The organism is Pseudomonas sp. GW821-FHT02A11 (genome assembly GCF_059421985.1).
Genome location: NZ_JBWKWB010000004.1, coordinates 175434 through 188636, shown reverse-complemented (window position 1 = coordinate 188636; position 13203 = coordinate 175434). Strand labels below are relative to the sequence as shown.

Here is a 13203-nt window from a genome sequence, read left to right as displayed (position 1 = left end):
TCTCGCGAATGAATTCGCTCTCACAGGATAGGGACCGGCCGAGAGAATTGCGGCGTTTGAACCGACGTCATCGTCGGATTGCCGCCCAGAATGAATTCGCTCTCACAGGGGTGCGTGACCAACCTGTGGGAGCGAGTTGATTCGCGAGACGATGCCACAGACAACATGGATTTTGATCGTCTGACTCGATCAGGAGAAACACATGAACAACTGGATCAGCGCCCTCGCCGAGTTGCAAAACCAGGGTGAAGCTTGCGTGCTGGTGACCATCATCGAGGAGCGTGGCTCGACGCCACGCAATGCGGGTTCGAAGATGGTGGTCAGCGCCGAGCGGATCTACGACACCGTGGGCGGCGGCCATCTTGAATACAAGGCCATGGAAATCGCCCGTGAGATGCTCGCCAGCGGCAGCCAGCAGACGCGCCTCGAACGCTTCAGCCTCGGCGCGAGCCTGGGTCAATGCTGCGGCGGCGTGAACGTGCTGCTGTTCGAACCCATGGGCCAGCCTCAGGCGCAGATTGCCGTATTTGGCGCAGGTCATGTCGGACGCGCCTTGGTGCCGCTTTTGGCCAGCCTGCCCTGCCGCGTGCGCTGGATCGATTCGCGGGAAGCGGAATTCCCGACACACCTGCCTGAAGGTGTGAGCAAAATCGTCAACGAAGAAGTGGTCGACGAGGTAGATAACCTGCCCGCTGGCAGTTATTGCATCGTCATGACCCATAATCACCCGCTCGATCTGGAACTGACCGCCGCGATCCTCAAGCGCGGCGACTTCACCTGGTTCGGGCTGATTGGCTCGAAGACCAAACGCGCCAAGTTCGAGCACCGCCTGCGCGATCGCGGCTTCGACCCGGCATTGGTGCAACGCATGCGCTGCCCGATGGGGCTGGCCGAAGTGAAGGGCAAGTTGCCGATGGAAATTGCCGTCTCGGTCGCCGCTGAAGTCATCGCCACTTACAACGCGAGCTTTGGTGAGCAAGGCGCATCCGCCAGCTCCGAACCCATTGCCAAGCTGATGCCGGTCTCCCGTCGCAGCCAGGCTCAATGAACATTTGAAGAACGAATTCTGAACATGACAACTGCAAAGAAAGCCTACCGCGCCGCCATCGTCCACAGCATCGCCGACCCTGCCGAGGTGGTGATCGAGGCGTCCTACGAGTATTTCGAAGACGGCCTGATGGTGGTCGAAAACGGCAAGATCGTCGCCGTCGGTCACGCAAAAGATTTGCTGAGCACCCTGGCCAGTGACATCGAAGTGGTGAGTTACAAGGACGCGCTGATCACCGCCGGTTTCATCGACACCCACATCCATTTGCCGCAGACCGGCATGGTCGGTTCCTACGGCGAGCAGTTGCTCGACTGGCTCAACACCTACGTCTTCCCTGTCGAGCGCCAGTTCGCAGATCCTGCACACGCCGCTGAAGTGTCTGACATCTTCATCCAGGAATTGCTGCGCAACGGCACCACCACCGCGCTGGTGTTCGGCAGTCGCCACAAGGAGTCGGTGGAGGCGTTCTTCACCGCGGCCGAGAAGCTCAACCTGCGCATGATCGCCGGCAAGGTGATGATGGATCGCAACGCCCCGGACTATCTGGTGGACACCGCCGAATCCAGCTACGTCGACAGCAAGGCGCTGATCGAGCGCTGGCATGGCAAGGGTCGTTTGCACTACGCAGTCACACCTCGCTTCGCACCGACCAGCACGCCAGAACAACTCGCCCTCGCCGGCCAGTTGCTGACCGAATACCCCGACCTCTACATGCAGACCCACATCAGCGAAAACCTCAAGGAAGTCGAGTGGGTCAAGGCACTGTTCCCGGAGCGCAAGAACTACCTGGACGTTTACGACCACTTCAAGCTGCTGGGTGAACGCTCGGTGTTTGCCCACGGCGTGCACCTGTGCGACGAAGAGTGTGAGCGCCTGGCGGAAACCGGCTCAGCCATCGCCTTCTGCCCCACGTCCAACTTCTTCCTGGGCAGTGGCCTGTTCAACCTGCCGATGGCGGAAAAGCACAACGTCAATGTAGGACTGGGCACTGACGTGGGCGGCGGCACCAGCTTCTCGCTGCTGCAGACGCTGAACGAGGCCTACAAGGTGATGCAGCTGCAGGGCGCCAAGCTGAGCCCGTTCAAGTCGCTGTACCTGGCGACGCTGGGTGGCGCGCGGGCGCTGCGTCTGGAAGACAAGATCGGCAACCTGCATGCCGGCACCGAGGCGGACTTCGTGGTGCTGGACTTCAACGCCACGCCGCTGCTGTCCTATCGCATGAAACAGGCGACCAGCATCGAAGAGCAGCTGTTCGTGCTGATGACGCTGGGGGATGACCGGACGGTGAGCGAGACGTATTCGGCGGGGGTTTTGGTGCATAAGCGCTGAGGGAAGCGCTCGATTTCGAATTAAACACAAAACCCTTGTAGGAGCTTGCGGAGGTTACGACGGTGCGGGCCGCGATCGGACGAAAGCGATTTGTCTGACACACCGCTTCGCCAGCGTCGTAACCTCCGCAAGCTCCTACAGGTATTGGGTACGCCGCAGGATTTGCGGCGAGCCTGTCAATCAAACCGCCGTACTGCGTCCCGGCTTTTTCTTGGGCAGCATCAGGTGCGAGAACACCGCGTGCAGGTCGTCCGAGGCGCTTTCTTCGTCGAGGTTGAGCTTGCTGTCGATGTGATCCATGTGGTGCATCATCAGGTTCACCGCCAGCGCCGCGTCGCGAGCTTCGATGGCGTCGATCAACTGGGTGTGTTCATCGTAGGAGCAGTGCGAGCGGTTGCCGCTTTCGTACTGGGCGATGATCAGTGAGGTCTGCGACACCAGGCTGCGCTGGAAACTCACCAGCGGGGCATTCTTCGCCGCCTCCGCCAGCTTGAGGTGGAACTCGCCGGACAGACGAATACCCGCCCCGCGATCCCCTCGGGAAAAACTGTCGCGCTCGTCGCTGACCATCTTGCGCAGTTCGAGCAATTGCTCAGGGGTCGCGTGTTCGACTGCAAGTTCGGTGATCGCTTTCTCGACCATGCGTCGGGCGAAAAACACTTGCCGCGCTTCTTCAACGCTTGGGCTGGCGACCACCGCGCCGCGATTCGGACGCAGCAGCACCACGCCTTCATGGGCAAGACGTGACAGCGCGCGACGAATGATGGTGCGGCTGACCCCGAAGATTTCGCCCAGGGCTTCTTCGGACAGTTTGGTGCCCGGCGCCAGGCGTTGCTCGAGGATCGCCTCGAAAATATGTGCGTAGACGATATCGTCCTGGGTGCCGCTACGGCCCGCCTTGGCGGCGCGTGGCTGTTTCTTGAGGGGTTGCAACTGATCGTTCATGGGCACTCGTAAGAACTGAATCCGGCGCTGGGGCCGTGCCGTAACTGCTGATGACAAGCGGCTGTTGGTGAAACCAATAGCAGATATCCGTGCAAAGTCACAGTAAAAGTAATGGCGCATTGTACACAGTGCACAGCGGCTGAACAGATTTCCGCTATTGCTCGCGTTATGCACACAATCCCGGAAATCCGTTCGACAAAATCAAAAACATTATTTGCATTTTTTGTATACAAAAGGATAATTCGCTCGTGCACGTTCCTGACCTTTCAGTCAACAAATTGACCGACGGTCGACTCGCTACAAAGAGCAGTTACCGGCTCTGAAAAAAACAACAAAAACGTCCCGAGGATTTCACTGTGGAAAGTCGCAAAACCGAAGCCACGCCGCTCGATGCCACGCCAGCCAAAGCCACTTATGCCCAAAGCAGCACGTCACGCACGGGGCTGCTTGAGCGCATCTTCAAGCTGAGCCTGCACGGCACCACCGTTCGAACCGAGCTGTTGGCGGGACTGACGACCTTCATCACCATGGCTTACATCATCTTCGTCAACCCCAACATCATGGCCGACGCGGGCATCGACCACGGCGCAGCATTCGTCGCCACCTGCATCGCCGCTGCGCTGGGTTGCCTGCTGATGGGCCTGTACGCCAACTGGCCGGTAGGCCTTGCACCCGGCATGGGGCTGAACGCGTTTTTCACCTACACCGTGGTCGGCACCATGGGTTACAGCTGGCAGACGGCGCTCGGCGCGGTGTTCATCTCGGGGCTGATTTTCATGGTCCTGACCCTCTCGCGCATCCGCGAATGGCTGCTCAACAGCATCCCGGTGAGCCTGCGTTTTGCCATGGGCGCGGGCGTTGGCCTGTTCCTCGGGCTAATCGGTCTGAAAACCGCCGGTATCGTGGTCGACAGCCCTGCCACCCTGATCAAGCTCGGTTCGCTGCGTGAGCCTGGCCCACTGCTGGCCGCGATCTGCTTTCTGATGATTGCCGTGCTCAGCTACCACCGCGTGTTCGGCGCGATCCTGATCAGCATCATCACCGTGACCCTCGCTGGCTGGGGCCTGGGCCTGGTGCACTACAACGGCATTTTCTCCACCCCGCCGAGCCTGGCGCCGACCTGGATGGCCATGGACATCGCCGGCGTGTTCAACGTCAGCATGATCAGCGTGGTGCTGGCCTTCCTGTTTGTGCACATGTTCGACACCGCAGGCACCCTGATGGGCGTTGCGCAACGCGCGGGCCTGGTCAACGACGACGGCCGCATCGAAAACCTGTCCCGCGCGCTCAAGGCCGATAGCGCGTCGAGCGTGTTCGGTGCGATGGTCGGTGTGCCGCCAGTGACCAGTTACGTGGAAAGTGCGTCGGGCGTGGCCGCAGGGGGTCGTACCGGATTGACCGCCGTGACCGTTGGCGTATTGTTCGTCGCCGCGATGTTTTTCGCCCCGCTGGCCGGCATGATTCCCGCTTATGCCACGGCAGGTGCGCTGATTTACGTGGCCATGCTGATGATGGGCGGCATGGCCCACATCGAATGGGACGAGGCCACCGACGCGATCCCGGCGATCGTCACCGCGATCATGATGCCGCTGACCTTCTCGGTCGCGGACGGGATTGCCCTGGGCTTCATCACCTATGTCGTGCTGAAGGCTGGCACCGGGCGTCACAAGGAGATTTCAGTGAGCCTGTGGGCGCTGTGTGCGATCTTCATTGCCAAGTTTGTGTTTTTGTAAGCCCGTATGAATACCCAACTGTAGGAGCGTGCTTGCCCGCGATGCGTCATTTCAGCCAAGGATCTGGTGACTGCAAGAACGCAATCGCGGGCAAGCGCGCTCCTACAAGAGCTCTAACATCAACGCCGGAAGGCGTTTTTGCTTTTCTGATGGTCGACAAGGAGAACACCGCATGACCCTGGAAACCTGGCTGCTGTTCAGTGGCGCCGCGCTGGTGGTGATTCTGATCCCGGGGCCGCTGTCCCTGCTGATGATCGGCAACAGCCTGAACTACGGCCTGCTGCGTTCGTACCCGGCATTTCTTGGCGGGGTCTGCGCCTCGATCTGCCTGCTCAGCGCCTCGGCCCTGGGCCTGGGCGCATTGCTGATGGCGTCGAAACAGCTGTTCAGCGCGTTGAAAATCGCTGGCGGCCTGTACCTGTTCTATCTCGCCTGGCAGAGCTGGAAGCAATCGCGCCAGCCGGCCGTTGGCGCAGACGTACCCGCCGCAGTGAGCGATCCGGGCTTCGCCGCGCTGTTCTGGCGCGCCTTTGTGCTCGGCGGCAGCAACCCGAAGGACATCCTGTTCTTCGCCGCGTTTCTGCCGCAGTTCCTCAAGGCTGATCAACCCTTCCTTGGCCAGTTGATCACCATGATCATCACCTGGACCGTACTGGATCTGGCCTGCAAATTGTTCTACGGCCTCAGCGCCCAGGGTGCCGCGCGCTACCTGCGCACCGGCAAGGGCCAGAGTTGGTTCAACCGAATCAGCGCGGGCCTGTTCGGTGGCGCCGGTACGGCGGCGCTGCTCAGTCATTGATGCGTTGAATGCCGCTGCCACCTAACGGCAGCGGCCTGTCCCTCACGCTTCGGCCAGGCGCTGCACAAACACCTGCGCACCGGCCCAAGCGCTGCCGCTCCTGACACCCCGACCCACTTCACCAGACGCCCCTGACGGTAGTGCACGAAGTCCCACGCCGGCACAGGCCCTGCGGTACATAACTATCGGGCAAAAAAAAAGCCCGCAGTGTGGGCGGGCAAGAGGAACAGGGGCATAGCAATGATGAGGGTGGAACGTGTTGCTCAGCTGCCGCGATAGGTGGAATAGCTGTACGGCGAAATCAGCAGCGGGACGTGGTAGTGATCCTGTTCGGCGTCGATGCCGAAACGCAGCACCACTTCGTCGAGAAATGCCTGATCACCCAGCTTCACACCCTTGGCGCGGTAGTAGTCACCGGCGCTGAATTGCAGCTGGTAGACACCCGAACGGTAATCATCGCCCTGTAACAAGGGGGCGTCGCAGCGGCCGTCGCTGTTAGTCAGGGTGTCGGCGATCTTTTCCAGGCGATCGCCTTCGACCCGATACAGGGCAACGCGGATCGCGCTCCCCGGGCAGCCGTGCGCGGCGTCCAGCACGTGTGTGGTCAGTCGTCCCATGGCTTGTCGGAGCCTCTTGTCTGATTTGAGGAAAAGGTCGCACTCTTTCGGTGCCTGTCAGGCCCTGCAGAAATACGAGTGACGAGCGATTAAGACACTTTTCGGAAAAGTTGTACACAATAAAAATCACTTTTCTTGAACAGCTATTCCAACATCCCGGAAAAACCTTGAAGTGGCGGGTCTTGCGGAATGTATTGAGGTTTTTCCGCAGTTCCTGACCACTCAGGCAAGTTTCTTGCAGCGGCGTCTGTCATCACAAAAGCGAAAAAACAGGCTTACAAATCGCGAATAAAGTTGTATACAATCGATCCATCGCAGCGGCAGTGCCCCATCACGATCACCCGCGTTGCACGATCAGTGACAGCCACCGCCACAGACAACACGTAGATAAGGAAGATTGCAGTGAGCGCCGACTATCCACGCGACCTGATCGGTTACGGCAGTAACCCGCCCCACCCCCGCTGGCCAGGCAATGCCCGTATCGCGTTGTCGTTCGTACTCAATTACGAAGAGGGCGGCGAACGCAACGTGCTGCACGGCGACAAGGAATCCGAAGCGTTCCTGTCCGAGATGGTCGCCGCCCAGCCGCTGCAAGGCCAGCGCAACATGAGCATGGAGTCGCTGTATGAATACGGCAGCCGTGCCGGCGTGTGGCGCATCCTCAAGCTGTTCAAGCAATTCGACATCCCGCTGACCATCTTTGCGGTGGCCATGGCCGCCCAGCGTCACCCGGACGTGATCCGCGCGATGGTCCAGGCCGGTCACGAGATCTGCAGCCACGGCTATCGCTGGATCGACTACCAGAACATGGACGAGGCCCAGGAGCGCGAGCACATGCTCGAAGCGATCCGCATCCTCACCGAACTCACCGGCGAGCGCCCACTGGGCTGGTACACCGGTCGCACCGGCCCCAACACCCGTCGTCTGGTGATGGAAGAAGGCGGTTTTCTGTATGACTGCGACACCTACGACGACGACCTGCCCTACTGGGAGCCGAACAACAGCACCGGCAAGCCGCACCTGGTGATTCCGTACACACTGGACACCAACGACATGCGCTTCACCCAGGTCCAGGGCTTCAACAAGGGCGACGACTTTTTCGATTACCTCAAAGACGCCTTCGACGTGTTGTACGCCGAAGGGGCCGAGGCACCGAAAATGCTCTCTATCGGCCTGCACTGCCGTCTGATTGGCCGTCCTGCGCGCCTGGCGTCGTTGCAGCGTTTCCTTGAATACGTCAAAGGTCACGAACAGGTGTGGTTTGCCCGCCGCGTCGAGATCGCTCGCCACTGGCACGATGTGCACCCGTTCGAAGGAGCTGCCAAATGAGCCGTTTCCAGACCCTGACGCCCTCCTCTCTCAATCGCGAAGACTTCGTCAAAGCCTTCGCCGACATCTACGAGCATTCGCCCTGGGTCGCTGAAAAAGCCTATGACCTGGGCCACGGCAGCGACATTGACGACGTCGACACCCTGCATGCCCGTATGAGCGACATCCTGTTGAGCGCCGATCATGCCACGCAACTGGCGCTGATCAACGCTCACCCGGATCTTGCCGGCAAAGCCGCCGTGCAAGGCCAACTCACCGAAGCCAGCACGAATGAACAGGCTGGCGCCGGTATCCACCAATGCACGGCTGAAGAGTTCGCACGCTTCACCGAGCTGAACGACGCCTACAAAGCCAAGTTCGCGTTCCCCTTCATCATGGCGGTAAAAGGCAGCAACCGGCATCAGATTCTCGCGGCTTTCGAAACGCGCATTCACAATTCGGCCGAAACCGAATTCGCCTGCGCCCTGGCCGAGATCAACAAGATCGCGATGTTCCGACTGCAAACCCTTTGAGCCCTGACCATCCCCACGCCCATTACCAAAGGCAGACAAAAAGAATGAAAGCTTACGCCGTACCCTTCGAAAAATTCGTCAACCTGGCCGACGCCCGTCTGGGCACCAAGATCATTTCCGTGACCGACGACTGGTTCGCCGACGCCAACCGCCTGTTCCAGCCCACCCCTGCGGTGTGGAAGGAAGGCGTGTTCGATGACAACGGCAAATGGATGGATGGCTGGGAATCGCGCCGCAAGCGTTTCGAAGGTTATGACAGCGCGGTGATCCGCCTGGGCGTGGCGGGCTCCATCAAGGGCGTGGACATCGACACCTCGTTCTTCACCGGTAACTACCCGCCGTCTGCCTCGCTGGAAGCGTGTTTCCTGGCCTCCGGAGAGCCGGACGAAAACACCGTGTGGACCGAAGTGCTGCCAGCTGTGGAACTCAAGGGCGACAGCCACCACTACCACGAGATCAGCGACGCCAAGGCCTACAGCCACCTGCGTTTCAACATCTACCCGGACGGCGGCGTGGCGCGTCTGCGCGTGTACGGCGTGCCGCACCGCGACTGGACGGCGGTTGGCGACAACGAGCAAGTGGACCTCGCTGCAGCCCTGAACGGCGGTCGCGCCCTGGCCTGCTCGGACGAGCACTTCGGCCGCATGAGCAACATCCTGAACCCGGGCCGTGGCATCAACATGGGCGACGGCTGGGAAACCGCGCGTCGTCGCACCCCTGGCAACGACTGGGTCATCGTCGCGCTGGGCCATGCCGGTGAAGTCGAGCAGATCGTCGTCGATACCCTGCACTTCAAGGGCAACTACCCGGACAGCTGCTCGATCCAGGGCGCGTTCGTCAAAGGCGGCACCGACAGCCAGATCGAAACCCAGAGCCTGTTCTGGCGCGAACTGCTGCCAAGCCAGAAGCTGGAAATGCACGCCGAACACACCTTCGTCGAGCAGATCAAGGCGCTGGGCCCAATCACCCACATCCGCCTGAACGTGTTCCCGGACGGTGGCGTGAGCCGGCTGCGCGTTTTGGGCAAAGTCTCCAGATAAACACATGGCCCTGTAGAAGCGCGCTTGCCCGCGATGACATTGTGTCAGCCAACATCCATGGCGCAGACCGATCGCAATCGCGGGCAAGCGCGCTCCTACAGGTTGATTTCAACTTTTTGAACAGAAGACCCCGCATGCGCACACTGATTATCGAGCCGTTGACCAAAGAAGCCTTCGCCCCTTTCGGTGATGTCATCGAAACCGATGGCAGCGATCATTTCATGATCAACAACGGCTCGACCATGCGCTTTCACAAGCTGGCGATCGTTGAAACGGCCACGCCGGACGATAACGCGATCATCAGCATTTTCCGCGCCGACGCGCAGGACATGCCGTTGACCGTGCGCATGCTGGAGCGCCATCCGCTGGGCAGCCAGGCTTTCATTCCGCTGCTCGGCAACCCTTTTCTGGTCGTGGTCGCGCCATTTGGCGATGTGCCTGAACCAGAGTTGACCCGCGCCTTCATCACCAATGGCAGGCAGGGTGTTAATTACCATCGCGGCGTCTGGCACCACCCGGTGCTGACGATCGAAAAGCGGGATGACTTCCTGGTGGTTGATCGCAGTGGCAGTGGCAATAACTGCGATGAGCATTTCTTCGAAGAGAGTCAGCTGATGATTCTCGATCCCCACTAATAAGAAGGGCCTAAGCGTCCGCCAGTGACGACAGGCAAACGGTAAAGACTGTGGCTGCACATCTGATGGAATGGCTGAATCTGGGCGTGCGCTGGATTCACATGATCGTCGGGATCGCCTGGATCGGCGCATCCTTTTACTTCGTCTGGCTGGAGAACAACCTCAACCGCGCCAACCCCCGTGACGGTCTGTCCGGTGACTTGTGGGCGATCCACGGCGGCGGTATCTACCACCTGGAGAAATACAAGCTGGCCCCACCGACCATGCCGGACAACCTGCACTGGTTCAAATGGGAAGCCTACTGGACCTGGATGTCGGGCATCGTGCTTCTGTGCATCGTGTTCTACTCCAATCCGACCCTTTACCTGCTGGCCCCCGGCAGCACCCTGAGCGGCGGCGAAGGCATCGCCATCGGTGTCGGCGCGTTGATCGCCAGCTGGTTCATCTACGATCTGCTCTGCGACTCGCCGCTGGGCAAGCGTCCCGGCCTGTTGGGTCTGGTGCTGTTCGTGCTGATCATCGGCGCCTGCTACGGCTTCACTCAGGTGTTCAGCGGTCGTGGTGCGTACCTGCACACCGGTGCGATCATGGGCACCATCATGGTCGGCAACGTGTTCCGCATCATCATGCCCGCCCAGCGCGCGCTGGTGGCAGCCATCGAACAGAACCGCACGCCGGACCCGACCCTGCCCGCCAAAGGCCTGCTGCGTTCGCGTCACAACAACTACTTCACCCTGCCGGTGCTGTTCATCATGATCAGCAACCATTTCCCGAGCACCTATGGCAGTCAGTACAACTGGCTGATCCTGGCCGGGATCGCGGTGTGTGCGGTGGTGGTGCGTCACTATTTCAACACCCGTCACGACAGCAACCGCTTTGCCTGGGCTTTGCCGGTTGGCGCACTGGGCATGATTTGCCTGGCGTATGTGACAGGCCCTGCGCAAATGCCTAAAGGCCCTGAAGTCGCCAAGATCGAGTACCAGCCATTGCCGGCCACGGCCATTGGCGGTCATCGCGCGGACGAGCCCAAGCCTGAAGTCGCGCCCGCACCTGCTCCTGCGGCGGCGCCAGCACAAGCCAGCAACGCCGGCGGCGTGGACTTCGAGAAGGTGCACAGCGTGATTCAGGAGCGCTGCGCGGTCTGCCACTCGGCCAAACCGACCAGCCCACTGTTCAGCAGCGCACCGGCCGGAATCATGTTCGACACCCCGCAACAGATCCAGCAGCTGGCCCCGCGCATCCAGGCCCAGGCCGTAACGGCGCAAATCATGCCGCTGGGCAACATCACCCAGATGACTCAGCAGGAGCGTGATCTGCTGGGGCAATGGATTGACAAGGGGGCGCAGACCAACTGAGGTAACAGGCCCCGATTTCCGGGCCTGACGAAACACCCTGTAGGAGCGCGCTTGCCCGCGATAGCTGTGCCATTCATGCCCATGACACATCGCAATTCGCGGGCAAGCGCGCTCCTACAAAAGCAGCATTACCCAGACGCATAAGATCCACCGCCCAGCCGCAACGGGCGTACTCAAAAATAAGAACAAATGAGGTGTTGCATGTCCGAGTCAACTCACGCGCGCATCCCTGCTGCGCCACCACGACAGCCCCTGCCACTGATGCAACTGATTCTGGTGGGCCTGCAACACGTCCTGTTGATGTACGGGGGTGCCGTTGCGGTGCCGCTGATCATCGGCCAGGCCGCTGGCCTCTCCCGAGAAGAAATCGCCTTTTTGATCAACGCCGACCTGCTGGTCGCCGGTATCGCCACGGTCGTGCAGTCGTTCGGCATCGGCCCGCTGGGCATTCGCATGCCGATCATGATGGGGGCAAGCTTTGCCGCCGTCGGCAGTATGGTCGCCATGGCCGGCATGCCAGGCGTGGGCCTGCCGGGGATCTTCGGCGCGACCATCGCTGCCGGCTTCTTCGGCATGCTGATTGCGCCATTCATGTCGAAAATCGTGCGCTTCTTCCCACCTTTGGTCACCGGCACGGTCATCACCTCCATCGGCCTGTCGCTGTTCCCGGTCGCCGTAAACTGGGCAGGCGGCGGCAGCAAGGCGGTGAGCTTCGGCGACCCGCTGTACCTGGGCGTGGCGGCGCTGGTGCTGCTGACCATCCTGCTGATCAACCGTTTCATGCGCGGCTTCTGGGTCAACATTTCGGTGCTGATCGGCATGGGCCTGGGCTACATCCTGGCGGGCTTCATCGGCATGGTCGACTTGAGTGGCCTGGCCGGGGCCGACTGGGTCAAGGTGGTCACGCCGCTGCACTTCGGCATGCCGACCTTCAGCCTCGCGCCGATCCTGTCGATGTGCCTGGTGGTGGTGATCATCTTCGTCGAATCCACCGGGATGTTCCTGGCGCTGGGCAAGATCACCGACCGCGAAGTCAGCCCGGGCATGCTTCGCCGCGGCCTGCTGTGTGACGCGGCGGCCTCGTTCCTGGCCGGTTTTCTCAACACCTTTACCCACTCCTCCTTCGCCCAGAACATCGGTCTGGTGCAGATGACGGGCGTGCGCTGCCGTTCGGTGACCATGGTCGCCGGGGGGTTTCTGGTGCTGCTGAGCCTGCTGCCCAAAGCCGCGTACCTGGTGGCGTCGATCCCTCCTGCTGTATTGGGCGGTGCGGCGATTGCCATGTTTGGCATGGTCGCAGCCACCGGCATCAAGATTCTCCAGGAAGCCGACATCGCTGACCGCCGCAACCAGTTGCTGGTCGCCGTCAGCGTGGGCATGGGCCTGATCCCGGTGGTTCGGCCGGAGTTCTTCAGCCAGTTGCCACACTGGATGGGGCCCATCACCCACAGCGGCATTGCCATGGCGACCTTGAGCGCCGTGCTGCTGAACCTGCTGTTCAACGTGCTCGGCGGTGCCGAACGCGCGGCCATGGCAGGGCCTGCGCACTCGCACTGACAAACCTGCCCTGTTTTCGACTCGGGTGCTCCGTCGCGGAGCACTTGAGGACTGCTGCGCGAGTCAGTATCCTCCGCCGCCGCTTCGCCGTAGCTCGAAAAACAGGGTCTGACCACCACCGCAATAATTCTGACTGACCGGACAACTAACCGATCAGCGACTGCATCCTCGAAAAGGCAACAGAAAACACCCCAATCGACTGTGTTCACCACAGCCGACGAAACTTTTTCGTCTTTTTTCAGGGTCTTGGCGCAGCTCTTGCTAACTAGGAAACGCCGCAATTAGTTGACCAAATGGACAACTA

Annotated in this window: 12 protein-coding genes; 10 read left to right on the top strand and 2 right to left on the bottom strand. The window is 60.6% G+C overall.

The genetic code is table 11. From position 1 onward, the window contains the following. Positions 1 to 202: 202 nt before the first annotated feature. Together xdhC and guaD are read left to right on the top strand one after the other, a co-directional pair. The gene (gene xdhC / locus AC07V9_RS08365) at positions 203 to 1048 is read left to right on the top strand and encodes a xanthine dehydrogenase accessory protein XdhC (protein ID WP_495015258.1); all 846 of its coding nucleotides are present in this window, start codon (positions 203 to 205) and stop codon (positions 1046 to 1048) included. A gap of 24 nt (positions 1049 to 1072) precedes the next feature. Then, on the top strand, positions 1073 to 2377 hold the full coding sequence (guaD, locus tag AC07V9_RS08360) for a guanine deaminase (protein ID WP_495015257.1): 1305 nt from the start codon (positions 1073 to 1075) through the stop codon (positions 2375 to 2377). A 180-nt stretch (positions 2378 to 2557) separates the two neighbouring features. On the opposite strand, the gene AC07V9_RS08355 is transcribed toward guaD, so the two are convergent. Further along, positions 2558 to 3322: a GntR family transcriptional regulator gene (locus tag AC07V9_RS08355; protein ID WP_495015256.1), complete on the bottom strand. Its 765-nt coding sequence runs from the start codon at positions 3320 to 3322 to the stop codon at positions 2558 to 2560. Positions 3323 to 3678: 356 nt separating this feature from the next. Here AC07V9_RS08355 and AC07V9_RS08350 point away from each other — a divergent pair, with 356 nt between their 5' ends. After that, positions 3679 to 5055, top strand: a complete 1377-nt coding sequence (locus AC07V9_RS08350; RefSeq protein WP_495015255.1) for an NCS2 family permease — start codon at positions 3679 to 3681, stop codon at positions 5053 to 5055. Positions 5056 to 5227: 172 nt separating this feature from the next. Continuing rightward, positions 5228 to 5854 (top strand): LysE family translocator, encoded by a 627-nt coding sequence (locus AC07V9_RS08345; RefSeq protein ID WP_495015254.1) that lies wholly within the window; start codon positions 5228 to 5230, stop codon positions 5852 to 5854. A gap of 263 nt (positions 5855 to 6117) precedes the next feature. On the opposite strand, the gene uraH is transcribed toward AC07V9_RS08345, so the two are convergent. Beyond that, positions 6118 to 6471: a hydroxyisourate hydrolase gene (uraH, locus tag AC07V9_RS08340; RefSeq protein WP_495015253.1), complete on the bottom strand. Its 354-nt coding sequence runs from the start codon at positions 6469 to 6471 to the stop codon at positions 6118 to 6120. Positions 6472 to 6873: 402 nt separating this feature from the next. Between uraH and puuE the strand changes: the two genes are divergently transcribed. The 6 genes from puuE (at position 6874) to AC07V9_RS08310 (ending at position 12899) form a co-directional block, all read left to right on the top strand. After that, the gene (puuE, locus tag AC07V9_RS08335) at positions 6874 to 7800 is read left to right on the top strand and encodes an allantoinase PuuE (RefSeq protein ID WP_495015252.1); all 927 of its coding nucleotides are present in this window, start codon (positions 6874 to 6876) and stop codon (positions 7798 to 7800) included. After that, positions 7797 to 8312, top strand: coding sequence for a 2-oxo-4-hydroxy-4-carboxy-5-ureidoimidazoline decarboxylase (gene uraD / locus AC07V9_RS08330; protein WP_495015251.1), 516 nt, complete (start codon positions 7797 to 7799; stop codon positions 8310 to 8312). The genes puuE and uraD overlap by 4 nt, the downstream gene beginning before the upstream one ends. A 44-nt stretch (positions 8313 to 8356) precedes the next feature. After that, positions 8357 to 9352 carry an allantoicase gene (alc, locus tag AC07V9_RS08325; protein ID WP_495015250.1) on the top strand — a complete coding sequence of 332 codons (996 nt, stop codon included), beginning with the start codon at positions 8357 to 8359 and terminating at the stop codon, positions 9350 to 9352. A gap of 134 nt (positions 9353 to 9486) precedes the next feature. Continuing rightward, positions 9487 to 9987, top strand: a complete 501-nt coding sequence (locus AC07V9_RS08320) for an ureidoglycolate lyase (protein WP_495015249.1) — start codon at positions 9487 to 9489, stop codon at positions 9985 to 9987. A gap of 50 nt (positions 9988 to 10037) precedes the next feature. Continuing rightward, positions 10038 to 11342, top strand: a complete 1305-nt coding sequence (locus tag AC07V9_RS08315; RefSeq protein ID WP_495015248.1) for a urate hydroxylase PuuD — start codon at positions 10038 to 10040, stop codon at positions 11340 to 11342. Positions 11343 to 11543: 201 nt separating this feature from the next. Then, the gene (locus AC07V9_RS08310) at positions 11544 to 12899 is read left to right on the top strand and encodes a nucleobase:cation symporter-2 family protein (RefSeq protein ID WP_495015247.1); all 1356 of its coding nucleotides are present in this window, start codon (positions 11544 to 11546) and stop codon (positions 12897 to 12899) included. The last annotated feature ends 304 nt before the right edge of the window (positions 12900 to 13203 follow it).